Source organism: Pedobacter antarcticus, assembly GCF_900112985.1.
GTDB lineage: Bacteria > Bacteroidota > Bacteroidia > Sphingobacteriales > Sphingobacteriaceae > Pedobacter > Pedobacter antarcticus.
This window is the reverse complement of sequence record NZ_FONS01000004.1, coordinates 55384-80549: the sequence shown is the minus strand read 5'-3', so window position 1 is coordinate 80549 and position 25166 is coordinate 55384. Positions and strand designations below refer to the sequence as shown.

Below are 25166 nucleotides of genomic sequence, written 5' to 3'. Positions count from 1 at the left end.
CAGCTGCAAATCAAGGGCAAAGCGATCCCTGCTCCCGGTAAAAACGAGAGACAGGAATAAATTATGAGAAATTGATATAATTAGTTAATTCGCACTGTAGTAGTGTAATTGAGCTTTTTATTAGGCTCGTTGACGTAGTTGCGCATAACCCTTTTGTGCCAGACCGCACTTTGCTTTTTACCGTCGATATACAAGCCGTCCTGATTAAGCTGGATTTTAAAATCACGATCATCTTCAATCATATTATGCTTTTTTAAATCAGCAATTAAAGCCTCGGAATTAACGCGGTCACTTTTCTGAGCAGGCAAAGCAAGCACAGCAGGCGACATCCCAGGAACAACTGGCAAAGCAGGTTTAACCGGTATTGCAACTGTTTCCTGTACTGGGACATCTGCTACTACCGGTATTTCGGCCGCAACATCAACAGGGTTATCCGGACGCACTGTTGTCGTAGTAGTTACTACCTGGTGTTCTGTAGTACTGCTAACCTGCTGATCGCGGTTAGCATCAGAATGGTCTTGATTAGCAACTGGTTGAGCCTTGGTAGCAGACACCTCTTTGGAAGCCAGCTTTGTTTTTACAGCAGCTCTTTCAGGCAGGACTTTAAAGGCAGCCGTAGTTAATATTACGACGATCATCAATAATGACAATATTACTCTCTCCATCTTCGTAACAGGTGATTGATATTGCCCAAGCAATCTTTTCACACGATGCATTAGTTGTCCCTGTCCATTTTTTAAAGCCATGCTTAACCCAGGGGCGCCGTGTTCGTATTCCTGACAGCTCACCAATGCACGGATATAGACCGCTTTATTACTAAGCTGGGTAACAGCGATGTCATCGCAACAGTTTTCACGTTCGGCTCTGATCAGTTCTGAAATCCAGATCACAGCTGGATTAAAGAAAAAAATCATCTCCAGCAAACTCTGCAATATGTTAACTATAAAATCTCTGCGGCGGATATGCGCTAATTCGTGTACAAGTATGGCTTCTACATCTGCTGTACTCATGGCATTGATTAAGCCAATAGGAATTAGAATTACCGGTTTAAAATGACCAATAACCATTGGCACACGGGCCAGTCCGGATTCCATTAATCTGACAACAGCTTGAACATTAAGCTTTTCGGCCAGCTCTTCTGCTTTGTTTTGCCAGAATTCGGAAACAGGTTTTACGTTGGTATTTTTCAATCGATATATTCCATGCAAACCTGTCAGTAGCTGAAGACTTTTAGCGCAGAACATTAAAAACCAAACCAATACAATCAGATCTGTATTTCTGGAGAAAAAATCACCGGCAGTATTTATACCATTCGCTGCAAATGCAGAAAGTTCATAAACCCCCGATTCAGCCGGACTATATTTACCTTGAAGAGTATCAACAGCCGGAATTCCTACATTTGCCTGATGGCTCATTACCGGACCTACAATACTTTGGTCCTGAATCATATAGGATGCAAAAGTAAATAGGGTTGCGGAAGCGAAAAGCACAAGCGACCAGGTTAAAAACCGGTATCTTGATGCAGAGCTCAAATTTTTACCGCCAACCAGGATCAACGCAGTGATCAAGGATAGTAGCAGTCCCTGCCACAAAGAATGCAGCAGTGTAAATCCAATAGCTTTAATTAAAAGTTCCATAGTTTGTGGTTCAAAATGGTTTATTGATCTAATTGATTCAGCATATCTTTAATAGCCTGTAATTCCTCTTTAGAAGTTTTCTGATTACCTAGCAGCTGCATGACTAATTTGCTTGAAGATCCATCATATAAATTGTCGACGAATTTCCCCAGCAAATTCTCTTTGGTTTTTTTCTCTTCTTCAACAACATGATAAATATGCTTCATTTGACTTTCATCTCTTTTAAGGATGCCCTTCTCAGCCATGATCTGCATTAATTTCAATGTAGAGGTATAATTAACCTGACGTAAATTATTAAGCTGATCATTTACCTGACGAACAGTAGATGGGCCTGCACTCCAGAGAACCTGAAGAATTTCAAGTTCCGATTTAGTGGGTTCTATATCGGATGAGGATGTATAGTTTTGCTGTTTCATATTCTAAAGGTAGGAAACTTTTCGTACGAAACAATACCTACGAAAAAAAGAAACAAAAAAAAGCCTTCCCGATGATCGGGAAGGCTCACTCAATTATATAAATTAAAAATTTAGACTAACTGAACATTAATTGCATTAAGACCTTTACGGCCTTCTTCTACATCGTAAGTAACTTTATCGTTTTCACGGATGCTGGCTAACAAGCCTGTTGAATGAACAAAGATTTCGCTGTCACCATTAGATGGTACGATAAATCCAAAACCTTTAGTCTCATTAAAAAATTTTACTACTCCTTCTTGCATTGTATTATTATTAAATATGGCACGAATATACAGATTATTATTCATTTACAGAAGTTATTAATTAATTGGTACTCACATTAGTTTAAAGCAGCCGTAATTATTCTCCCCTTTATTCTAAATTTAACAGTATTTGTCAGCTCAAATTTTCTTAATACCTGAGCTATATCTTTATTTCTGGATAGGATCCCGGTATACTGAAGCTTACGCAGGTCCTGATTATCATAACAGACAGTCACATCATACCATCGTTCTAACTTCCGGAGAATAGTCTCCAAAGACTCGTTATCAAATGAGAAATATCCATCTTTCCATGCAGTTGCGCCCTCAGTATCTGCTTTGGTAACTATAACAGAACCAGATGCTTCGTCAACAACAGCCTGTTCTCCGGGAAGCAGCCGTTTTAAGGTCGTTCCGGCTTTAGGAACAATAATAACACTGCCTTCGAGAAGTGTAGTGCTGGATATAGGCTCCTCTGGATAAGCAGAAAGGTTAAAGTGAGTGCCTAACACACGGATCTGCAGTCCTTTTGCGCAAACTGTAAAAGGTAAGGACACTCTTTTAGCTACTTCGAAATAAGCTTCCCCGGATAAATGTACTGTTCGCTCCTTCTCATCAAAGACCACAGGAAAAATTAAACTCGAAGCAGCATTAAGCCATACCCTGGTCCCGTCAGGAAGGATTACCCGGTACTGCCCGCCCCTGGGGGTTGACAATACAAGTCTATTTAAAGAGCTCTTCCTTAAATCATTAACCCTTATATTTTTATAGCTTAAAAGCCCCCGTTCGGTTTTAAAAACCATTCCTGAGAATTTGTCACCGGGAAGTTCGTTATAATTGCTGTCCAGCACCAGACCTGTTCCATCGGATAGTGTAAGAGTAGCCCGGTTGCTGCCCGGCTTTATTGCTGCCTGAATTAATGGCTCATCATTTAGTCCAGTTACCTTATTATGGTAGATAAAAAGACCACCTGCGATTAGAAAAACTATCATAATCACATAGAAATATCTTTGATTACGGTTGAGAACAGACCGGCGTAGCTGAATATTATTGCTGATCATATCGTGTAAACGTTTATCTATTGCAGATATCTCCAGATCAGATAATTCATCAAGTACGTCCGGCTGTTGAGCAAAAAGTTCAAAATAGCTTTCTACTAACCTTTTCTGATCGCCATCGGCGTTTCCTTCCAGATACAGGTCGACAAATTGTTGAAATTCATTTTTCAAAAGATTCGATTCCATCTTATTTGTTTGATAACGACCTTATACTATAACAGTGTCGGAAAAGAAACCACTCTCCTATGCTATTTTATATGTTGAAGCAAATTAACATGAACTACTTACCGCAAGCACATTGCATAACATTCGCCTTATAGATTTAGAATAAAGCCAGTATCAACAATTTGGTTATAAATTCTCTCAGGCTGGTAAAGGCCGTAATTAACTGATTCTGAACCGTTTTCTGGGAAATACCCAAAATTGTGCTGATTTCCCGGGTACTTAAATAATCAAGATAGCGCATGCGAAAAATGACTGCTCTTTTTTCCGGCTGCATAGACAGCCAATATTCAATGCAGGTTTGCAATTCATTTACGTTAAGTCTGGAGTCGGCCTGATCTCCGGAGGCATAAATATCATCCAGGGGTATCTCGAAAAATGAAACACCTTTGCTTTTTCGATACTCTTTAAATGTCTTATAGCGCATAGAAATTAAGAGATAAGCATAGATGCTTTTAACCTGGTAATAAGTGCGTTTGGTCCACATGTCTATAAAGACATCCTGTACGATCTCTTCTACAAGCTGTGCATTACGCAGCCTTTTATAGGTTTCATTATAAAGCTTTTTCCAGTAACGTTGATAAATTTCATTAAAGGCTTCGCTATCACTTTCAGAGATACATCGCAGAAGTTCATCATCGGTGCAGGTCTGATAACTAATTTTCATCACCATACACTAAACCTGAACTATTTGACACCAAACATCGCCCGATAATAGTAACAGAATACGTTTAATATGCATCTTATTGCTGAAGTATATTTGTTTCAAAGTAAAAAGCCAGGGAAAGAGTGCTCCTGAGAAATCCGGATAACAAATACAGTAAATGTGAAAAATCTGATGACATATGATTGAAATTATTACACCTCTATATATACAGTGTATGTTTCTGACCGGATGTCCTATGCTAAAGAAAAATAGTTTTTCGGCAGCTAATATAAATTGAGCTTTACCAGAAGAAATTTGAAACTTATTAGATTGAATTTGATTTTCATCAAAAAAATAGCATCAAATGCGGTTATTTTTAACAAAAACTTTATCATATATTACTGATAATTAAATATTTAACAATATAAATCACCATCGGATCCCTAATCCTTTTATTATGAATAATCTTGAGCTGATAAATTTCCTCACCTTTCTGAACCCTGTTAATGCAGATTTACGGCAACGGTTAATTGAAATAATCAAAACTGAACATATCAAAAAGCGCCATTTTCTGCAGCAGGCCGGAGACCCGGCAGACCGTATCTGGTTTCTTGAAAAAGGATATATGATGGGATATAAATGGAAGGAAGACAGAAAAGTACCGTACAGGTTCTGGAATGAACAGGAATTGATTCTGTCCGCGGAATCTTTTTTCCTTCAAAAACCAACTATGGAGTATATCGAAGCAGTTAACCCTTCGATTCTAAAATACATTACATACGAAGATCTAAAGCTTCTCTCTGCCGATTTCCCAGAAATACATCACTATACTCAGCGTATTATACTTGATTATGAAATTTTCCAGGAAAAACGGGTATACCAGTTCAGTGCTAATTCTGCACTTGAAAATTATGTCATATTAGCCAGAAACTCACCACATGTACTCAGAAATGTGCCTGTAGATAATATTGCAGCATTTCTGGGAATATCAAGAAAAACTTTAAACAGGATCAGGGCAAAAACAAGCCAACGAAGTAAAAACATTCCGGAAGGCGACGTCTGAACTGACGTTTGCATCTTATTAGATCCGCTGTTGATTCATTTGTTCTAAGCGATCATGTAACTGGTGCAGCCTTTTCACGAATACGTCAGCGGATTTTAAACTCCCACTATTCTTCACATAGCTAAGATGCGATTCCAAAAAAAGCGGCACATCAGCAATAACAACTCCTGCTTCAAGGTCTATTTGAGCAGGCAATTCGATACCATCAAAATATGCTTCTAATTCTTCTATAGTCATGCCACAAATTTAATCTATTTTTTCAATGGCCGGCAGGCTAATTAAATAAGATAAAGGCAATGATGAGTGTAATAATCACATTAAAAAGTTGAGCAAGCAGAAAGGCATACAAAGGCTTTTTATTTTCATTTTTGAACAGGTCCTTAAAATTTGTTTCCAAACCGATACTTGTAAAGGCAAGCGTAAACCAGGCGTTCTGCATATTTTTCAAACTATCTTTAACTCCGGCCGCAGTTTCAGCCGACACTGCAAAAGAAAATAATAAGGAAGCCGCTACGAAGGCGAGTACAAATTTCGGAAATCTGTCCCAGATTACTTTTAATGTTGGTTTTTCAACTGTATCAGCACCGTCGGTTTTACGGTAAGACCAGTAAATACTGATAGCAAACGCAGCGATACCCAGCAATACATTTTGAGAAAATTTAACAATCGTGCTGATTTTAAGTGCCTCTTCTCCTACAAGACTTCCTGAAGCAACAACAGCACCGGTAGTATCAATACTACCGCCAAGCCATGCGCCGGTAACTTCCTGCGGAAAGTTAAAATAATTCGCAATGTATGGCATAAAGATCATCATCGGAATTGCCGTAATGAGCACCATAGATATTACATAGGATAATTTTTTAGGATCACCTTTTATTGCTCCTGATGTGGCTATGGCTGCCGAAACACCGCAAATAGATACTGCTGAAGAGATCATCATAGTCAAATCATCATCTATTTTAAACTTCCTGCATAACCAGAAAGCAAAATACCATACTGAAAGTACGACAATCAGTGCCTGAATAAGCCCCAAAGAACCTGCCTTAAGAATGTCGGAAAATATAATCGTTGTCCCCAACAGGACCAAGCCTATCTTAACAAAAAGCTCCGTCGACAACATATCCCTGAACCATTGCGGCAGCTTAAAAAAGTTACCGATGACAAGCCCGATAACCAAACTAAAAATTACTGCTTCAAGATTAAGCGACCGCATTGTCGAATTACCTGCAATGAGCAGCGCGATTATAGTGAGCAGATACACAAAAGGGAAACCAGCAACAAAATTTCGTACTGATTTCCCCGTAATTCGTGCCCCCGCGATGCCGATAAAGCACACAAAGACAAATTGAATGAGAACAATTTTAAGATTTCCTGCAGTTAATACAACCGACATCAATTCAGTTGTATTTCTCCATTTAAACACCGGTACAGGGACTATATAAAAAAATAAAGAAAGAACAATAACCAGGGCACCGAGAATTACAACTGCCCAGTCCTCATGAAGAGTAAATGGCTTGGATTTAACTGACATATTTGGCTTTAATATTATTTGGTCAGCTAATATATCGTTTTTAACCTTTTGAAGATGCCCTGAACTGTGTTAAATCATAATTGATTACAGCTTTTTATCTTTTTTTCAGAAGCTCATTTAATTTATTCTGCTGTGCATTGATTCTTGCAGTTAAGCGTCCCTGCTTCTCCTCCCAGCTTTCAGAAGTATAGGTTGTTTCGTCGTCCGACTTCCTTTCAGCCTTTAACCACTCATTATATTGAGCTTCCTGGTGGCCTGACGTACCTTGAAACTGTTCTTTGTATTTTTCGCGTTTGATCTTTAAATCAAGGAGTTCCTGGTTCAAGGCCGACTTACCCGATTCATCTGCAGCAAGATATGCAGCTTCGGTTTTAGAAATTTGATCGCTTAGCTGATTAAGCTGTTTTTCTGCCGGTACAAATACATCTTCCTGTATATCCAACCGATGTATATGACCCTTAAATGGCTCTAAAACAGTATTAACGGGTATTTCCCAATCTTCCCAAACATGAGCAACCAATAGTGCTTTTCCTGGTGGGATGTTAATTGAAACGTCGTCCAGGTAATCGGAAACCTGCTCTGCACGCAAAGTGTCACCCGCGGAACCTGCAACCATACCCGCACCAATTCCTACAAGCAAACCCAGAGGGCCCGCAAGCAAACCTATTAAACCGCCTACTATCCCACCACCAATTGTGCTGTAGCCCGCAGACTCATCTTTTGCTGAACGAATATTTACCTGACCGGCCTCATTTTTACTCAGGACATACGATTCTCCCAGAGAAATATCCTGATTAGCAGATAAATTCTGTATCGCTTTGAGTCCACTGAATGCGGATGCTTCTGTATCGAAGAGTACTTGAATTATTTTTTCCATGTTATTTAATTATAATACTACATGAAAAGCAATTGGAATGGGTTTTTGTTTGACACAACCTAACCCAGAGGACAGTTTTTACACCGTTTTCCAAGTTTATATTTTTCGCAGCACTCTTTCTTTTTCTTCTTAGACTTAGCGTCAGATTTGTCGCTCTTTTTGTCTTTATCTTTCTTTTTCTTGTGCAAAGCTTAATATTTATTGTTTATCAGGACAACCGGATATGGCTGAACCATTTTTCATAAATGGCATCGTAAGTCCCGTTCTCATGCAGCAGCTCTAATGTTTCGTTGATTCTTTCTTTAAGTTCAATATCCCCTTTTTTCATCGCTATGGCATATCTGGAATCTGAATTCGGTATGAAATGTCCAATTTCAAGACTATCATATTTATCCAGAAAACCTCCTGCAATTGGAGAATCATCAATTAAAACATCTATTTTTCTATCCAGCAACTTTTCGTACAACTCCTTATTTGTTTCCGCATGAACTGTTGTATTGGAAGGAAATTTAGACATCACATATTTCTCTGCTTCTGTAGCAATACGGATACCAATTCTTTTATCTTTAAAAGTTTGGTCATCGCCATGCGTATCGCCTTTATTGACAACTGCACAAAGTTTAAATTCGAGATATGGTGTACTAAACTCCAGAATCATCTGCCTGGAACTGGTCATAGTGACCGCCGAACAAATTATATCAAGTTCGCCTTTATAAAGCTTCTCCAAAATATTAGACCATAATGATACTTCATATTGAAATTCCAGATTAAGTACTTTACCTATTGCCTGCAGCATGTCTACTTCAAACCCTTCAAATGTCGTAGAGTTATAATCGCTGTGCAATGGAAAAGGCGCTGCTGAATCTACGCCAATCTTCAATATTTGTTTCATAATCACTATTTGTTCTTCCGGACAGGCCTGAACCTTATAAAAAACTATACCTGGACGGGACAATTTTAACAGATTTAAGGGTTTGTCCCGGTATAGACGCAATTTTAGTCAATTTCCGTGTCCTTTTGAAGTAAATAAGCATTTATATATTTCATTGTAATGCCTCAAAACATATTAATCATACATAAACGCGTTAAATTCCGTTCAATACCACTGCAAACAAACCACTTATAATATAAATACGCCATTTTCATCTAACTGAACCTCCCATTAATTTTACAATTGGCACAGATTGAAATTATAAAAAATTCATGTACCGGCATCTAATCCAGGTAGATAATGACCATAACAAATTTTATTTGTACCGGTTTGTAGAGATAAGAGTAATAAGTGTATTTTTATTTTCGAATACTTGCATGAAGATCAAAACTCTACCTAAAATAATCCTATCACGAAGGGCAATATTCCTGAGTGTTATGCTACTACTTAGTCTGCATGCTGTTGCTCAAGATAGTGTGGCAGTAGACGTAGTTGATGTGTTCAGAAAGTTGATTTTAAAGAAAAACACACCTGCACCTATAGTTAACAATAAGGGTAGTTTCGCTATTCTACCCTCCGTCGGCTATACACCCAGTACCGGTTTTGAATTTGGTGCAGACATTTCGGGCAGTGAATACCTGGGGAATCCCGAAAGTACATCACTTTCCATATTTGATGCCTACGGTGTGCTTTCAACAAATGAGCTGGCCCTTATTCAATTAAGTCATAATATTTATACAGCAAGGAATCAGTATAATCTTGTAGGAAACTGGAACCTCGGCAAAACGGTTATACAAGACGATGGAATCGGAACCGGCCAGAAAAACCCATTAACCCTTCCGCTCAGGTACACCTTTTTAAAACTTAGTGAAATGGTTTATAAAAGTATCCTTGATAACTTTTATGCGGGTGCCGGTCTTACGTTTAACTACTATAAAAAGATTACGCAGGAAAGTCCGGCCGCCGGTCAGCCTGGTGTTTACAATGAATTATATAGCCAACAGAATGGTTTTGATACCGACGAGAATATCGCAGGTGGTTTTCTCCTGAACATGCAATATAATTCTAGAGATCAGCCTTACAGGCCATATAAAGGTTTATATATCGATGTAATCCTTAGAACGAATACACACTGGATGGGAAGTCAGAAGTCTGCAATGCAACTGAAAACAGAGCTGAGAAAATACTGGAGCCTGTCAAAACGAAACCCTGAACACGTACTTGCATACTGGATCTGGGGCTCTTATCTGCTCCGGGGTCAGTTGCCTTATATGGAATTACCCGGTACTGGCAGTGATACAGAACAGCGAACTGGACGAGGTTATACTATCGCCAGATTTAAAGGCCCGTCTTTCTTTTATAACGAATTGGAATACCGCTTCCCAATCTCTGCTAATAAACTATTTAGCGGTGTAGCATTTTTTAATTTACAAACTGCCAGCAATCAGCAAAAAACGAAGCTATTTCAATACTGGGAACCCGGAGCAGGCGCTGGTTTGCGCATCCTCTTCAATAAGCAAAGCCGTTCCAATCTCTGCATTGATTATGGCATTGGGAAGAATGGCTCAAAAGGGGTTTTTGTTGGCCTGAATGAGGTCTTTTAATTAGAATTCGAACTGGACTTTTGCTCTCAAGCCCCATTTGGCAACATCAGGATGATCCAGATAGTTAAATCTTCTAACGACATCAAAACGTAGAACTTTAAAAATATTACCCAATCCGGCACTTGCTTCCATATACGGACGGTTCCCCAGGTGATATGTGGTTGCAACACCATCTTCATTTACAGGAAATTGTAATAAAGATGAATTCATGAGCGGATTATTTTCGTTCCGTAAACCGCCATACAATCCTTTAAATGTAACATACTCTCTTAATTTCAATCTCCGTAACAATGGGATTCGGTTTAAAATTAACCCATTAAAATTATGATCGACATTTAAACTTACATAATGATCACTTACAAATTCCAGGAAATTCATGAGATTATAGGCGTAAACCTGATAGGAATACGATTGATTGGCTTTATGAATCCGAAGCAGTGGAAAAGGTACCTGACCAAATAGATAATTTCCTTCGAGCCTAACATCGGAACGGCCAAACTGCCCCAGATAGAAACGTTTATCAATGCTCGCTGTAAGATTGTGATAAGCATTTTCACCGCCAAATAATCCTTTTACACCCGCAGCATAGTCCAGTTCAAAAACAGGATATTTTTCGATAATGCGCTCTCTGAACAATTTTCCCTGGTAAAATTTCTCGAATGGCGCATAACGCAGCCTCAGGTTAAACTCTGTACTTGTCAACCGCGACAGCTGCTGTGGCCCGAGATCTGTCTGTCTTGCAAAAACTAGATTTCCTGCCGGACTCTGTGTCCATTTTCTGAAACCAATGTTAAATGAAAAATGGTTCAGATACTCCTGCTGATATTCTACTTTGTAAAAGTCATTATATAAAAACTTATCATTTACACCTCTCCTGAACGAAGATGCGAGGTTGTCTTCCTGAACACCATTAACAGCCTCCTCACCCGGAATACTCATATCCCTTCGAAAACTCGCACGAACAAAACTCTGTGGAAATTTATAAATAGATTTGTTATTGAAAGAATAAGCACCACTGAAGAAATATTTCCACTTTTCGTCCTTAAATCCATAAGCTGCATAGGTATCCATGTAAAAACGGGTACTGAAGTCCGTAGTGGTTCTTCCCCCGAATCGTAGCCGAAAACCTTCAAGGTTATTGAAGGTATAGAATGAATACAAGGGACCTATTTCAACAGGTCCAAGATTTTTATATCCAATAAAAAAGAAAGTCACCAAATCCATCATCCGCTTAAATGATTTCATCTGCCCCAGAGTATCAATATTGCCGTAAATTTTCAGCTTATCTTTCCCGATAGTATCGAGTCTGTTATCTGCCCAATACGCAGCATCCCTGTTTTCTGCACCAGCTGCCATCACCAGACTCTCCCCGGAATACACGCTGTCCGGCCTTGGTATATTTGTCTTGTAATTTTTAATTGTTACTGATCTTTCTCCTTTAAAACCTCTTCCTTTTTCATTGCCTAACCCGAAGTCCATTAGTAAATGGCTTTTAACCAAATGGAATTTTCCCCGGAAATCCGGTTCAAAATTCAGCTTGACTTCCAGGGCACGAACAAAATTTATGTTCACATCTTTACCCGTTTTCAAAAAAGCCTGCTGGACCGCATATTTACCATCCATGGTGATATAAATCTTCCCTTCAAACAGCAACGCATTTGGCAGTCTGGGGATAAAAGATAGCTCAATGAGCTGTGGTTGTTGATTTTTTAGCGTATCGGTAATAAAAAACTTATAGTACGCAGGTGCTCCGTCCGCGATCGGACTTAAAAACTGGCTGTTGGTAAAAACTATGTTATTGTCATAAATATTTACATCAGCATACATCCGCTCAAAATAATTGCCGATAGCATTGTTATCTACCAGCCCATCGTCAAAATTCACATGCTTGTCTGCGAGCGTAATAATCTTAGTTTTCTGTGGACTCTTGCGATAATAATATTGAGAAAGCCGCTCCCGCAGGTAAACAGGCAATATATTTTTACCACCTACTGCTGTGGAATCCTGTTCGTCGAAAAGGAACTGATAGTTTTTGAAGATTTTCTTGTTTTTGAACTTTTCAGAAAGATTACTTAAAGAAAACTGCATCCAGTCATATTGCTGGTACTCGACAGTAGAATCACTTTCCAACCTGTTCAGAGATTTATGCGCTATTACCTGACGAATAAGTTCGACAGCAGGGTTGTCTTTGTTTCTGTATTTAGCTTTTTTTGCGGAATTAACGGTTACTTCATTTAAAGACTGAGAATCTTCTTGAAGTATGATATTGATTTGCTGTTCCTGCCCTGCTTTTACCGGAACAGACTGAGTTTTATAACCAACATAATTTATTTCTATATGGGTCGAAGCCATTTGTGCACTCAACCGGTACTTACCCTGCGCATCTGTTTTGGTCGCTATTTTTGTCCCTTTGAAAATTACAGTAACGGAAGGTACAGGTCGTTTATCTGCAGCGTCTGTAATTACTCCGGTTACAACAGTTGACTGCGCAGCTACGGAGGATATAGTAAAAGTAAATAGTAAAAAAAGCAGATAAAAAGACCTTTTCTGAATTTTAGTAATCATAGAAACACACACCTAAAGTCTTTTAACCTGTTCAAATAAGCTTTAAAAGCATAAATCAGAAAGCTAATTGCACCAATAATACAAATTAAGTGGCCATTTTCATGTTAAATTCTGTTAAAAGATTAACCTGATATATATTCCGCCACGGTAAAATCTAATCAATTACCGCTCCATAAATCTAAATGCCTCGGTGGTTGTGCATTTTTATCTCTGAATGAACGTGGAACAGCCATCGTCTGCCGCTTAAAAAACTGATTAAAATTAGCAGGGTATTCAAATCCCAGGCAATACCCGATTTCAGAAATATTCCATTCCGTATGCTGTAACAAAGCAATTGCCTCTGTGGCTATGCGCCCGGATATGTGTTCAGACGTAGTTTTACCAGTTACCTCTTTAACTGCATGGTTCAGGTGATTCACATGAATCGATAGTTTAGCTGCAAAATCATTAGCTGTCCTGAGTTGCAGCACATGATCTGTGGAATGAATGGGAAACTGCCTTTCAAGAAGTTCAAAAAATAAAGTAGCAATCCTTGTAGACGCATTCGTTATCTTACTTTGTGTATCTAAACGCGTCATCTTCATGGCTTCATGAACGAGAAGATTAACATAATTGCGCATCAGATCATACTTGTAAGCATAATCTGAATCCATTTCAGCTATCATTTTTTCAAATACCCTACTGATGTCGGCTACCTGAATTGAATTAAGCGGATAAACGGGGTTTTCCTGAATGCGAGATAAAAGACCTTCTCTAAGTGGTTCATTGCGCTGTCGCATGAAACTTTCTGTAAAGAGACAAAAGTAACCAGATTGAAATTCCGATGTGGTTTCCCATGAGTACGGGATGGTCGTATTGGTAAATAGAAGTGCAGATCCGTTAACTTCTATTTTTTGATTCGGATAATATAGTACGCCCTTGCCAATTACCAGAGAGATCTTATAAAATTCACGCCGGTTGTAAGGAGATGGATTTAGTGAGCAAAAGCCAAATCTCTTAAATACATTAAAATGCCCGGTGTGTACGTCATCGATCGCATTTGGGATAACAACATCTGGTCTGTTATGCGCAAGCATTTCATAAAACTCCAAAAGAGACATACTTTTTTTCACGCCATAAATTTGCGCAAATTTTAAGCATGTCCCTTCCCTGGATTGTAAAATTATGGTTTGATTGGATCTCCGTCGTGGATTTCCTCCCCTGCCACTGCAACAAGTTTGTCACCCGCGGTAAGATCTCCAAAAATCTCAGTTTTATCGTCGGTTTCTCTTCCTTTTTTAATGTTTACCTTCTCTGCACGGTTATTTTTTGAACGAATCACATAAATTCCTTCTGATCCATCAACTATAGCAGATTTTGGAACAACAAATGTACTTGCATTTGCTGGTAACGGAATAGACACATCGGCAACCATCCCAGGAAGTAATTTTTTATCCAGATTGGCTACATCCATTTCTACGCGCTCTGAACGTAATCGCTGATCCAATGCACCAGACATTCTTTTTACCGTAGCAGTAAATAAAGCGGCCGGTTGTGATTTGACTTTAAAAGTGACGGTATCCCCTGTTTTCAGGTACCCGGTGTATTGCTCTGGTATAGAAACTACCAAACGTAAATGCTTCTGTTCCTGAACGGTGAAAAGTGGAAACTCAGAACCTTTTCCGGACGGCCCTACATAGGCACCGGCATTTACATTTCTTGAAGATATAATTCCTGCAAATGGCGCCCTGATTTCGAGGTAATTCTGAATTGTGCCTATCTCTTTAAATGAAGCTTTCGCAGCATGGAGTTGTGCAAGGTCTGCATTTTTCTTAGCCAGCGCCTGCTCGAGATCGTTGGTAGAAATAGTACCCGGGGTCTGACTAGTCGCCAATAAGCGATTGTAATTCGCATTACTTGCCGTATAAACTGCTTCTTGGGCTTTCAATCTGGATTCCGCAGCCGCAAGCTGTGAACTCATCTCAGGTGCTTCCAGCGTCACCAACAGCTGCCCTGCGGTTACTTGTGTTCCTACATCAGCTTTAAGGCTTTTCACAAAACTGCTCACCTTGGCATACAGGTCCACCTGTTGATTGGCGATCAGTTCTCCAGGCATCTTCAACTCACTCGCTAAACGTTGGGATTCTAATACCAGTGTTTTAATTTCAGGAGCCTTGGCTGCTGGGGTCTTCTTTTCGGAATTAGTTTCACCGCAACTGCTAATGAAGATTAACAGTGTCAGCATACCGCTGTATAATTTTAAGTTTTTATAGGCTGATTTATTCATGTTCTGATTCACGCTTAGATATAGCAATTGGATTATAATGTAAACTCTCTTCATCCTCCGGATCCAGAGACAATGAAGTAGTGGATTGTTTTCCCTGAACCCACGCAAATACCAGGGGAAGGATAATTAAAACAGCAAAAGTGGAAGCAATCAATCCTCCGATAACTGCACGTCCCAAAGGTGAAACCTGGTCACCACCTTCGCCATGGCCAATTGCCATTGGTAACATACCAGCAATCATTGCAATGCTCGTCATAATAATTGGTCTTAACCTCACTCCTGCTGCAGTTCTGGCAGCATCCAATGCATTTCCATGTTGCCTGCGCAATTCTTCTGCATTGGTAATAAGCAACACTGCATTAGCGATAGACACACCTACTGACATGATAATTCCCATATAGGACTGCAGATTCAATGTAGAACCGGTAACTGTTAGTAAAAGCAGCGCCCCCAGTATAACGGCAGGAACAGTTGCCAGGATTACTAAAGGTACACGGAAAGACTGATAGTTGGCCGAAAGCATCAGGAAGATCACAGCGATCGCGACCAACAAACCGGATTGGAGGCTGCTTAAGGTTTCGTCCAAAACCTTTCCAAGACCAACCTGTTCAACAAGCAATCCCCGTGGAAGCTCTCCAAGGCTTGAAATAGCTTTCGCGACGTCTTTATTAGCTGATCCAAGATCTTTGTCATTCAGATTAGCAGTAACAGACAAAAACGGTGTCGAACCAAGATTGTCGTTTTCGCCATAGGTTAACCCGGACTCAATAGAAGCTACATCCCCTAACACTGGTCTACTCGAATTTTTTAATAGTGGTATAGCTTCGAGATCCGATTTAGACTTTAGCTGATTAAAGGGTACCTGTACCTGCACACTGTATGAAAGCCCTATTTTTTCATCTACCCAAGTATTTTTATCTGTATATCTGGAAGACGAAGTTGTGGCAATTAATGATTTAGAAATATCATTTAAATCGACACCAAGCTGTGCTGCACGTGTACGGTCGATTTTAATGTTCAGTGAAGGATAGTCAATCGGCTGTGCAATCTGCACATCGCGCATATAATTTACTTGATTTAATGCGTTGCTTATTTTTTCTGCATACGTCCTGTTAAGTGCCTTATTTTTGCCGGTAATCCTCACCTCGACAGGTGTAGGTGAACCCTGACTTAGTACTTTATCTGTTAATTCGATCGGCTCAAATGATAATTTAACGCCCGGAATCACTTTCTGAATCTGTACACGGAGTTTGTCTTTCAATTCGTCCATGTCAACGTGCATATCTTTCAATGTAATCTGGAATACTGCCTCATGCGGTCCGCCCATAAACAGATAAATCGGATTTACTGAGAACTGGGCAGGATGCTGACCTATATAGACCGAAGAAATTGCCACATGTTCTTCTCCGACCATATTCTTTAACTCTTTAAGTAACAAATTAGCTTTTTCTTCAGTTCTCTCGAGCCTGGTTCCGTCAGCTAAACGCATCCGAAGCTGAAACTGGCTTGAATTTACCTTTGGCAATACGTCTCTTCCAATAAAAGATAACAGAAGTGCTGCAGAGCCGATAGCGACAACCAGATAAATTAAAACTGCTGGTTTAGCATATTTGAATAGGGTTTCCAGCATTCTCATAAACGCATCCCTAAAGCGGTCAAACCTGGTTTTCTTGGCATTCTCATGTGCATGTGGTTTGGCTATCATCAACCAGTTCGCCATAACCGGAACAAAAGTCTGGGAAAGCAAAAAAGAAATTACCATAGAGAAACCAATGGCTAATGCTAAAGGTAAAAACAGTGCACCTGGTATACCTGACATAGTAAATGCAGGAGCAAATACAGCAAGAATACAAAGCAGAATCAATAATTTAGGGAAAGCGATTTCCTTACAGGCATCCCAGATTGCCTGCGCCTTCGGTTTTCCCATATCGAAATGCTGGTGAATATTCTCAATGGTTACAGTAGACTCATCGACAAGAATACCAATTGCAAGGGCCAGACCGGATAGCGACATGATATTAATCGTCTGCCCAAATAATTTCAGGAATAATACACCGGCAATAATTGAAGTCGGGATGGTTAAAATAACAATTAATGCCGCTCTTTTATCACCAAGGAACAGTAATACCATTAAGCCGGTTAATATGGCTCCTATCGCCCCTTCGCTGATCAGACTCTTCACAGCATTGATTACATAGACAGACTGATCAAATTCATAAGATAGCTGAACATCCTCCGGTAAGGTGTTTTGTATCTGTGGAAGGTGCGCTTTAAGATTTTTAACCACATCCCATGTAGAGGCATCTCCTGACTTCGCAATACTGAGATAAACAGATCGTTTACCGTTAATTAAAGCATATCCGGAGGTAATATCCGCACCATCTTTTACGGTGGCTACATCCTTCAGATAAAGATTCTGTACTCCTCCTTTGAACAATGGAATATCTTCGAATTCTTTGATTTTCTCAATGGTATAATTGGTTGGTGTAATATAGTTTTTATCACCAATTCTCACGTTTCCTGAAGGGGCAGTTTGATTGTTAAGCTTAATAGCTTCAACTATTTGCTCTACGGTAAGGTTATGGGACTGCATTAAGCCCGGATTTACATTAATCTCTACAGTTCTTGGACTACCTCCGAACGGAGCGGGAGATAATAATCCGGGTATTTGAGTAAAGGATGCCCGTACGGTGGTGTTAGCCAGATCCTGCAACTCATTATTCGATCTTATTTTACTGCTAAGGACCAATTGTCCAACAGGTAGCGACGACGCATCAAAACGAATTACAAAAGGTGGCTGTGAACCGGCTGGAAAAATTGCCTGTGCCCTGTTCGATAATGCACTTAACTCAGACGCAGCCTGCGCCATATTCGTACCTTCATAATAGGTAAGTTTCATGAGCATCAGACCCTGTGTGTTTTTGGTCTCAATACTTTTAATACCGTTGGCGAAAAGCAGAATATTTACATAGGCTTTACCAAAATAGGATTCCATCTGGTTCGGCGTATAACCCCCGAAAGGATGGGCAATGTAAATAACCGGTAAATTCATTTTAGGTAAAATATCTACCTTAATACTGGTCATTGCACTGATCCCGAAGAACAGTAGTCCTGCTACAAATACCAGGATTGAAATTGGTTTGCGCAGTGCGAAACGGATAAGATTCATAGGGTAAAGGGCTTAAAATTCATTGATAAACAGATTAAAATCACCGCTTGCTGCCGATTTGAGCAACAAAGCCTGCCAGACGTTAGTGTAGGCAATATCCCGGTCTGTTTCCGCCCTGTTTAGTGTATATAAAGCCTGGGTAAGATCCACAAGTGTGGTTAATCCATTCTTATATAATGTACTTTTCTGCAAGTAGGCATCACTTGCTGCTTTAACTTGCACCGGCGCCTCCTGATAGTTGTCCATCGCATTTTTTATTTTAGTCTCCGCTAATAAAAGTTGTGCCTGCAACTGCTGCCCTGCAAGTTCGTACTCATCCTGCAGTCCCCTGCTGATGAAACGCTGCGCTTTAACTTGAGGCGAATTCCGAAGAATACTGGTCAGGTTCCAGGTTATGCCCACTCCGATGAGATAGTTTGCCCGGGTTGGATTAACGCCATCTGAATATTTTTTGGTGAAGTCGGACTGGTCAAGTGCATAATTACTGGAAAACCCAGATCCCCTTCCCTGAAACACACCTATCATCGAGATACTCGGATAACTTAATCTGCGCAGATAGTTTACCTGCTGGTTGCTCACTTCTACCCTGTCTTTATAAAACCTGAGTACAGGATGACCGGTAAGGTTGGCAGTAGTATCCTGCACAATAAAGGATTTCGGTAAATGATTAACGGAGGCTGTATCTAATATAAATGATGTCGCATTTTTACCAATCAAAACTCCTAACTGATTAGCCTGTTGTTGCTCCAGATCAATGGATTTTGTCAAAGCAATCCTGGCATTCGATACTTCAGCCTTCGCCAGCGAAGTGTCTACACCAGCAATTAATCCATTTTTAGCTCTTAAAACTGCATTATCCTTAAAGATTATTGCTCTTTCGAGGTTATTTCGCTGAGAACGTGTAAGTCTTTGTGCAGCAAGCAGGTTTAAATAAGCGGAAGAAACCCTGACCTCGTGTTGAAATATTTCCTGATTAAGATCATCTTCATCCCTTCTTTGTACCGCTCTGGCAGCTTTCACCTTTTCCCGTATTCTGCCGAAAGTATAAAAGTCCCAATTCACATTAGTCAGATATAAAGCTCCGAATGCGGCATTCCAGTTCTGGCGATCCAGCGCCGGCCCCGATGAAGCTGCATTTAACCCACCTAAAACAGATAGAGGCCCATTTTGGCCATTAATCGTTCCATAGTCCTGTTGCGCAGCCAGACTGAGGTTAGGGAGATATTCTGTCTTATTTTGTCTTACTGTTTCTTTGGAAGCAAGTGCATAACTTTTTTTAGCTTTCAGAGTTCCATAATTATTGACAGCCATGTCAATGGCTTCTTTTAACTGCAGCGTCTGTGCCTGAACATAATTAAATTGGCTACATAATAGGGTTGTAGAGAAAAGTATGGAGAAGAATATAGCTTTCGGTCGCATAAATTAGGATCTTTCGCATTAACAAATGGTTGCAGGGCAAATGTATCGTATGAACCTGCTTTTGAAAATATGAATTTCAAATCAATTCTTATGATATTCAAATAATTGATTGTTTGATTAACTTTTTGGTGTTTTCCGGAACGATACTGCCTGAATAAAGCCATTATAATAAACCTTGCTGTTTACTATCTGATAACCAGCACACTGAAAATCACTGGAAAGATCCGGAACTTTTTTGGCCTTCACGCCGGAAACCAAATTAAAAAAAACATACATTGTTTTAAGTAATATTTTCTGCCACCACGTCTGCTTCGAAATATCAGATTGAAAGTCCGTATAAAGCCAATATCCTTCCGGTACTATCATTTTATCAAATTGGGTAAATACCTGCATTGCCTCCGCTGACTGAAAATTATCGAACAAAAAGCCAGTGAGTATCACATCATACTTACGACCTGCTTGAAAATCTGCTGCTCCGGCATGAATATAGGTTACCTGATTCTCACCTGTATCCCTTTCACGCGCCATCCGGATCATTTCGGCAGATATTTCCAGATAAGTAATTTGCAGGCCAGAGGGATAAATTTTACTGATCTCCTCCAGTATCCAACCCGTTCCACCTCCCGCAATTAATAAATTATTACCGGATGAGATATATTTAAGCTGATCGGTTTGCGCTTTAAGCTGTGATTTACGAAACACGAGCCTGCTCAGGGGGTCATAAATCTTCGCAATCAAATCGTAGTTGTTATTCATTCCGGTATTTATTTAAATAAGAGCATTGAGGTAATACCACATATCGCTTTAATCAGAATCAAACCATCAATTACAATCAAATAATAGAAAATCTGCTTTCGCATATTCATGGAGTAAGCAACGACTATGGTCAGCAGAAAAGGCAAAAGATTAAAAAGTAATCTTCCAACCGGAAAATGCCTGTAACCTGCGAAAATTACCAAAGAAACAACACCGGTCAGCAACAGAGGAATAAGCACCTGATTAACCGTTCTCTGCAACCCAATTCTTACTACAAACGTTTTAAGTTGGTTATTATAATCAATTGCATAATCCTTCATATCAAACATAATCGCATTCACAGTACAAAACATCCAGTTCTTAACAAACAGAAAGTACCAGAGTGAGCTTCCTCCGATAGCTGTACCAGTTTCAATTTTAAGCATAAGCAAAGGAAAAAAATTTGCTGTAGCCGCCCAGACCAGTCCGATGACAAATGGTTTCAATAAACCGGTATTGCGCAAATTAAGATTGAAAGAGAACAATGGCAGCATACCATAATACAGAATAGCCACCAACCCAATCAGCCCGGCGCCGATCCAGTATCCTACCGGTAATGCGAGTATTCCTTTTATATTATGAATACCGAGATATAATGCAACAATACTGCAGATCAGCAAAAGAATCTGCTGGGTAAAACGTACTTGTTTGATATGTGAAGCGTACCATAAGGTTCTCGGGTTTGATGTATCAGCAGAAATTGACACCCCCATATAAGCGTATGTGTAGTAGATTATTGGGGCTAGAAAAACCAGAAGGTAATATGCGGCAGAATTAAATGGAAGACCTAGCTGAAGTGTCGATTCTATAGTAAGGGCTATAGCCAGCAGGCCAACAAAATAATTACCAAAAAATATAAGTCGAAGTAATTTCTGGCCCATAATTTATAAACTCTATTGTTTATCTAGTTTTCTTGCCCTGAACAAATTATCAGTAGCCTGAAGAATCTTTGCTTTGAGTTTTGGAGAATAACCCGGATGTAGCTTAAGAAACTCTTCTACAATATTCGCCGCCTCAACTGAGCTATACATTCCAAAACTGGCCTGCAGCCACGATTGAGGGAAGAAAATATCTCCTGTTTTTTGTATTTCTACAAGCATCTCAAGGCTCTGCTTTAGATAATGCACACTACTTTCCTGTCTTAAAGGGTGATGCAGGTAGTATAAAGCTGTGAGTACGGTAGATTCTTTAGCCCTGCCCGAAATTTGCTTTAAACTATTAAAAAAAAGGTCTCTCTCCTGCAAATCAGAAGATGCAGCTGGCATAATCATCTCAAAACGCTCTTTTCTATCAGTGTTTGTAATCCGCAGATTCTGGAGCCTCAAAATATCTTTAGATGCATCATCTCTGATTGCCAAGGCCAGCGCCAGGCTTGTATAATCATCTTCCGTTAGGATAACCCCCTCTGGTGCGAGTTGTTCTTTCCAAATCTGATACAACCGGCTTTTAGCTTCCCGGCTTAAAAATATATCCTGGTATAATTTAAAAAGTTGTTTTCTCTGATTCGTGAATTTGTTTTGCGAAAGCGCAGTCCAGATCTGCATTTCCAGGGAAGGTGCAATTGCAATACGCAAGTCAGCTTTACTGAACTGCCAGTAAAGCTGACCTATATACGTACAGATTAATTTTAGATTTAATTCGTCATTTTCAACAAGTAAGCCCTTTTTATAGAGCTCGAGCAATTCTTCAGGACGTATACTTTCTCCACTTAGCATTTGTTCATAAAGACCGATATAAGCACTCGCTCTGCTTAATGGATCTTTAACATCATAAATATGAACGGGGAGTGCGGGGTCAACAGGCATTCTTCCATAACCTTCTCCTCCTGTATTAAAGATCATATATAAAGGTGCTTGAAGTCCTTCCGCCGCTGTTATAACTACGTCTTTTCCAATAAGATTTACAGGAAGTTCCTTAATATGGTCCTGATAATACAGGGTTATTTTGAGTTGTTGCGGCCAATTCCTTTCCTTACCTTGCTCTGCATGCTGACTGACGGTAAACCTGGATATCAAGCCTCCTTTCTGTTCAAGCTTATATGTAACTACCGGTCTGCCATTATCATTCACCCAGACACTATTCCATTTAATAAGATCAGCTGAAGTATGGCTGTCAAGAATCCGGATAAGATCCGGCCAAGAGGCATTACTATTAGAAAACCTCCTAAGATACTCCCTCACTCCTGACTGAAATGCAGATTCTCCCATCAGACTTTCCAGCTGTTTCATCATAACCGGGGCCTTATGATAAATTATATTACCGTAGAGCGTGCCAGCTTCATTCAGGTTATCCAGTTCCTGTCTGATTGGATTTGCACCCGGTGTACGATCAACAGCATAAGCGGCCGGCACATGGCTGATTAAAAACTTCTGATCGGATTCCGCTTTATTATTAGGCTCTACAGTACTCTTATCAGCCATAAAGTTGGCAAATACTTCTTTCATCCATACATCTGAAAACCAATCCATCGTAACCAGATCACCAAACCACATATGTGCAGTTTCATGTGCGATCAAATTCGTTCTGGTATTTAATTGATCTCTAGATGCTGTACGATCGAGAAATAAACTAGACTCTTTATAATGAATTGACCCGGGATGTTCCATACCCCCGAACTGAAATTCTGGAATTGCACTCATACCGAATTTTTGGAATGGATACGGAATACCAGTCCATTCCTCAAAAAATTTGAGACTCTGCTCATGTATTGCATAAATAGCAGGCAGGCTTGGTGTTAATTTAGCTGTGTCAGTCTCTCGATACAAGAGATCTGCATTTTTCCCCTGTAGGTTGCCTTTATATAAATGGAATTTTCCTGCAGCAAAAGCAAAAAGATATGTGCTTAATAGATCTGACTCCCGGAACTGATATATTTTCCTTCCGTCTTCTTCCCTTACGTATTCCTGCGTTGCATTAGCAATTGCATGCCAACTGGATGGAACTGTAAGCTGAAGTAAATAAGTCGCCTTGATATCAGGCTGATCAAAGCACGGAAAAGCCGTTCTTGCACGGTCAGGAACGAATAGTGTGTAAAGGTAATCTGCGTTTCTGTTCAGAGCGCCATTGCCGGCGATGAAATTCACCTTAATATGATTTTCTCCATTCTTTATCAGATCCGGACCGATGAGTAGATGTTCATTTACCAGTTTAACAGGCACTTTTTTACCGTTAACTTCCAATAAACTAATCACTTTAGCATCAGCTTTGAAATCTAGCTGCAGCGTCTGATCTATTTTACCTGAATTAAATGTTATTTCCTGCCTGGCCCGAATAGGAGCAGACTTTTCTGTTGGGATATCCAGAGCAAGTTTATATTTTACGGCAGATAGAACAGACTTTCTGTAAACAGCCAGCGACCTGCTGACGCCAGCAACCGGCACTTGAGCACTGACAGTCTGGGGAATTATACAGGTCTGCAATATAAAGGCAGCAAGAAAGAGCGGTTTAATTTGACGAAACATGCAGCCAATTTACACTTTTAAGCAGAATTTGGAAATCAATGTGCAGTATTCTCACTACCCGTATGAAGGCATGTTCTAAATAACTTATCAAACCCATAAATCTTTAGATTTTTTCCGATCACAACAATCTTACTTTCTTTTATTTCCTCAGGCATCCAAAGATCACCAAGCGTGATCGACAGTGATTTACCAACAGTCTGTAAAATCAAACGACTTTGAAAATCTCTGCTATAAATCACGCCCTTAATACGGTATACATTAGCGGACTGGAGAATCAAAAAAACCATCATCCGATGTTCCAGCTGTTCAGCATCCATACTTTCCTTATATTTAACAAGTATTGTTTCAATATCGCTATGCTCATGTTTGTTATGCTGACCCGAGACTGCGAGGAGCGTCTTTCCGGCAGGGAGAGTGGCTCCGGTTAAATTCAACATCCCTTTCGGACTCCACACCGGTTTCGGATTGCTGTAGAAATTGGCATATCGCTCTCTCGCAAACATCTTCCGGATCTGAAAATCTCTGCCTGCAGCAACCAGTGTTTCGGCAAATGGATTAATGGTTTTCAGTATACCTTGTAATTCATTTAAATAAGCATCACTAACCTGCCCGGTTTTATTCAATAGTATCACATCACTGAATGCTATTTGACGAATAGCTTCTTCATGATCTTTAAGTTGATCTTCAATAAGTTCGGCATCAACTATACAAATCACCCTTTTAAGATCATAGCCTCTTTTAACCTGATCCATGGTCAGAAAAGGATGAGCAATATTAGCCGGATCAGCAATACCAGTGGCTTCAATAATAAGGTGATCCCAGCTATCTTTTCTATCCCAAAGACTATTTAGCAAATCGTACAAGTTATCATTCAGGGAACAGCAAAGGCAGCCATTATTGAGCTCCATGATATCATCTTCGCCTTTAACAATTAATCCTGCATCTATACTCTCCTCCCCGATTTCATTTTCAATAATCGCAAAGCGCGTTTCTTTAAAATGTTCAATTACCGCATTTAATAATGTGGTCTTACCTGCACCTAAAAACCCGGTAAGTAAAGTAACTTCTTTCGCTTTCATATAATTGATGTGATTATGGAATTATAGTTTATTTAAACCAATCCGGCAGAATTTTTTCCCCGTGTTTTTTTTTCATTTATGGACAAAAAATGTACATTGCCCACCTCTTTCGGTTAAACGCAATAAAG

General features: G+C 39.7%; 20 protein-coding genes. 2 read left to right on the top strand and 18 right to left on the bottom strand.

Annotated elements, in window-relative coordinates:
* Window positions 1-80 precede the first annotated feature (80 nt).
* From BM192_RS10140 to BM192_RS10120, 5 genes are all read right to left on the bottom strand, one after another.
* Window positions 81-1637, bottom strand: coding sequence for a M56 family metallopeptidase (locus BM192_RS10140; protein WP_037438948.1), 1557 nt, complete (start codon window positions 1635-1637; stop codon window positions 81-83).
* 20 nt (window positions 1638-1657) lie between these two features.
* Window positions 1658-2053, bottom strand: coding sequence for a BlaI/MecI/CopY family transcriptional regulator (locus BM192_RS10135; protein WP_074588013.1), 396 nt, complete (start codon window positions 2051-2053; stop codon window positions 1658-1660).
* A gap of 110 nt (window positions 2054-2163) precedes the next feature.
* Entirely contained in the window at window positions 2164-2355 is a 192-nt protein-coding gene (locus tag BM192_RS10130; RefSeq protein WP_037438973.1) for a cold-shock protein, read from the bottom strand.
* Window positions 2356-2432: 77 nt separating this feature from the next.
* Window positions 2433-3596 (bottom strand): FecR family protein, encoded by a 1164-nt coding sequence (locus BM192_RS10125; RefSeq protein ID WP_051759675.1) that lies wholly within the window; start codon window positions 3594-3596, stop codon window positions 2433-2435.
* A 136-nt stretch (window positions 3597-3732) separates the two neighbouring features.
* Window positions 3733-4299 (bottom strand): RNA polymerase sigma factor, encoded by a 567-nt coding sequence (locus BM192_RS10120; protein WP_157282790.1) that lies wholly within the window; start codon window positions 4297-4299, stop codon window positions 3733-3735.
* A 436-nt stretch (window positions 4300-4735) separates the two neighbouring features.
* Between BM192_RS10120 and BM192_RS10115 the strand changes: the two genes are divergently transcribed.
* On the top strand, window positions 4736-5341 hold the full coding sequence (locus BM192_RS10115; RefSeq protein ID WP_037438952.1) for a Crp/Fnr family transcriptional regulator: 606 nt from the start codon (window positions 4736-4738) through the stop codon (window positions 5339-5341).
* A gap of 18 nt (window positions 5342-5359) precedes the next feature.
* On the opposite strand, the gene BM192_RS10110 is transcribed toward BM192_RS10115, so the two are convergent.
* The 4 genes from BM192_RS10110 to BM192_RS10095 all read right to left on the bottom strand — a co-directional run bounded on the left by BM192_RS10110 (window position 5360) and on the right by BM192_RS10095 (window position 8641).
* Window positions 5360-5578, bottom strand: coding sequence for a DUF6965 family protein (locus BM192_RS10110; protein ID WP_037438954.1), 219 nt, complete (start codon window positions 5576-5578; stop codon window positions 5360-5362).
* A gap of 37 nt (window positions 5579-5615) precedes the next feature.
* Window positions 5616-6872, bottom strand: a complete 1257-nt coding sequence (locus BM192_RS10105; RefSeq protein ID WP_037438956.1) for a YeiH family protein — start codon at window positions 6870-6872, stop codon at window positions 5616-5618.
* Between the two features lie 94 nt (window positions 6873-6966).
* Complete coding sequence (locus BM192_RS10100; protein WP_037438959.1) at window positions 6967-7749, bottom strand: DUF1269 domain-containing protein; 783 nt, start codon at window positions 7747-7749, stop codon at window positions 6967-6969.
* A 208-nt stretch (window positions 7750-7957) separates the two neighbouring features.
* Window positions 7958-8641 carry a substrate-binding periplasmic protein gene (locus BM192_RS10095; RefSeq protein ID WP_088775963.1) on the bottom strand — a complete coding sequence of 228 codons (684 nt, stop codon included), beginning with the start codon at window positions 8639-8641 and terminating at the stop codon, window positions 7958-7960.
* A gap of 416 nt (window positions 8642-9057) precedes the next feature.
* Here BM192_RS10095 and BM192_RS10090 point away from each other — a divergent pair, with 416 nt between their 5' ends.
* Window positions 9058-10284 carry a BamA/TamA family outer membrane protein gene (locus BM192_RS10090; protein ID WP_157282792.1) on the top strand — a complete coding sequence of 409 codons (1227 nt, stop codon included), beginning with the start codon at window positions 9058-9060 and terminating at the stop codon, window positions 10282-10284.
* Here BM192_RS10090 and BM192_RS10085 read toward each other — a convergent pair whose 3' ends face one another.
* The 9 genes from BM192_RS10085 to BM192_RS10045 all read right to left on the bottom strand — a co-directional run bounded on the left by BM192_RS10085 (window position 10285) and on the right by BM192_RS10045 (window position 25038).
* The gene (locus tag BM192_RS10085; RefSeq protein ID WP_037438960.1) at window positions 10285-12849 is read right to left on the bottom strand and encodes a DUF5686 and carboxypeptidase-like regulatory domain-containing protein; all 2565 of its coding nucleotides are present in this window, start codon (window positions 12847-12849) and stop codon (window positions 10285-10287) included. It lies immediately after the preceding gene.
* Between the two features lie 158 nt (window positions 12850-13007).
* Window positions 13008-13961, bottom strand: coding sequence for a helix-turn-helix domain-containing protein (locus BM192_RS10080; RefSeq protein ID WP_088775962.1), 954 nt, complete (start codon window positions 13959-13961; stop codon window positions 13008-13010).
* A gap of 50 nt (window positions 13962-14011) precedes the next feature.
* The gene (locus tag BM192_RS10075) at window positions 14012-15073 is read right to left on the bottom strand and encodes an efflux RND transporter periplasmic adaptor subunit (RefSeq protein WP_234797538.1); all 1062 of its coding nucleotides are present in this window, start codon (window positions 15071-15073) and stop codon (window positions 14012-14014) included.
* A 34-nt stretch (window positions 15074-15107) separates the two neighbouring features.
* Window positions 15108-18284 (bottom strand): efflux RND transporter permease subunit, encoded by a 3177-nt coding sequence (locus BM192_RS10070; RefSeq protein WP_037438964.1) that lies wholly within the window; start codon window positions 18282-18284, stop codon window positions 15108-15110.
* A 12-nt stretch (window positions 18285-18296) separates the two neighbouring features.
* Entirely contained in the window at window positions 18297-19703 is a 1407-nt protein-coding gene (locus tag BM192_RS10065) for a TolC family protein (protein WP_051759680.1), read from the bottom strand.
* A gap of 117 nt (window positions 19704-19820) precedes the next feature.
* Window positions 19821-20459 (bottom strand): class I SAM-dependent methyltransferase, encoded by a 639-nt coding sequence (locus BM192_RS10060; RefSeq protein ID WP_051759682.1) that lies wholly within the window; start codon window positions 20457-20459, stop codon window positions 19821-19823.
* A gap of 8 nt (window positions 20460-20467) precedes the next feature.
* Window positions 20468-21379 (bottom strand): UbiA prenyltransferase family protein, encoded by a 912-nt coding sequence (locus BM192_RS10055; RefSeq protein WP_037438966.1) that lies wholly within the window; start codon window positions 21377-21379, stop codon window positions 20468-20470.
* Window positions 21380-21391: 12 nt separating this feature from the next.
* Window positions 21392-23959 carry a M1 family metallopeptidase gene (locus tag BM192_RS10050; RefSeq protein WP_037438968.1) on the bottom strand — a complete coding sequence of 856 codons (2568 nt, stop codon included), beginning with the start codon at window positions 23957-23959 and terminating at the stop codon, window positions 21392-21394.
* 35 nt (window positions 23960-23994) lie between these two features.
* Window positions 23995-25038, bottom strand: a complete 1044-nt coding sequence (locus BM192_RS10045) for a CobW family GTP-binding protein (protein ID WP_051759684.1) — start codon at window positions 25036-25038, stop codon at window positions 23995-23997.
* Window positions 25039-25166 lie beyond the last annotated feature (128 nt).

Bases quoted from the DNA above. Each gene is read 5' to 3' on its own strand.
- BM192_RS10140 (WP_037438948.1), bottom strand. From the start codon at position 1,637: ATGGAACTTTTAATTAAAGCTATTGGATTTACACTGCTGCATTCTTTG.
- BM192_RS10135 (WP_074588013.1), bottom strand. From the start codon at position 2,053: ATGAAACAGCAAAACTATACATCCTCATCCGATATAGAACCCACTAAA.
- BM192_RS10130 (WP_037438973.1), bottom strand. From the start codon at position 2,355: ATGCAAGAAGGAGTAGTAAAATTTTTTAATGAGACTAAAGGTTTTGGA.
- BM192_RS10125 (WP_051759675.1), bottom strand. From the start codon at position 3,596: ATGGAATCGAATCTTTTGAAAAATGAATTTCAACAATTTGTCGACCTG.
- BM192_RS10120 (WP_157282790.1), bottom strand. From the start codon at position 4,299: ATGAAAATTAGTTATCAGACCTGCACCGATGATGAACTTCTGCGATGT.
- BM192_RS10115 (WP_037438952.1), top strand. From the start codon at position 4,736: ATGAATAATCTTGAGCTGATAAATTTCCTCACCTTTCTGAACCCTGTT.
- BM192_RS10110 (WP_037438954.1), bottom strand. From the start codon at position 5,578: ATGACTATAGAAGAATTAGAAGCATATTTTGATGGTATCGAATTGCCT.
- BM192_RS10105 (WP_037438956.1), bottom strand. From the start codon at position 6,872: ATGTCAGTTAAATCCAAGCCATTTACTCTTCATGAGGACTGGGCAGTT.
- BM192_RS10100 (WP_037438959.1), bottom strand. From the start codon at position 7,749: ATGGAAAAAATAATTCAAGTACTCTTCGATACAGAAGCATCCGCATTC.
- BM192_RS10095 (WP_088775963.1), bottom strand. From the start codon at position 8,641: ATGAAACAAATATTGAAGATTGGCGTAGATTCAGCAGCGCCTTTTCCA.
- BM192_RS10090 (WP_157282792.1), top strand. From the start codon at position 9,058: ATGAAGATCAAAACTCTACCTAAAATAATCCTATCACGAAGGGCAATA.
- BM192_RS10085 (WP_037438960.1), bottom strand. From the start codon at position 12,849: ATGATTACTAAAATTCAGAAAAGGTCTTTTTATCTGCTTTTTTTACTA.
- BM192_RS10075 (WP_234797538.1), bottom strand. From the start codon at position 15,073: ATGCTGACACTGTTAATCTTCATTAGCAGTTGCGGTGAAACTAATTCC.
- BM192_RS10070 (WP_037438964.1), bottom strand. From the start codon at position 18,284: ATGAATCTTATCCGTTTCGCACTGCGCAAACCAATTTCAATCCTGGTA.
- BM192_RS10065 (WP_051759680.1), bottom strand. From the start codon at position 19,703: ATGCGACCGAAAGCTATATTCTTCTCCATACTTTTCTCTACAACCCTA.
- BM192_RS10060 (WP_051759682.1), bottom strand. From the start codon at position 20,459: ATGAATAACAACTACGATTTGATTGCGAAGATTTATGACCCCCTGAGC.
- BM192_RS10055 (WP_037438966.1), bottom strand. From the start codon at position 21,379: ATGGGCCAGAAATTACTTCGACTTATATTTTTTGGTAATTATTTTGTT.
- BM192_RS10050 (WP_037438968.1), bottom strand. From the start codon at position 23,959: ATGTTTCGTCAAATTAAACCGCTCTTTCTTGCTGCCTTTATATTGCAG.
- BM192_RS10045 (WP_051759684.1), bottom strand. From the start codon at position 25,038: ATGAAAGCGAAAGAAGTTACTTTACTTACCGGGTTTTTAGGTGCAGGT.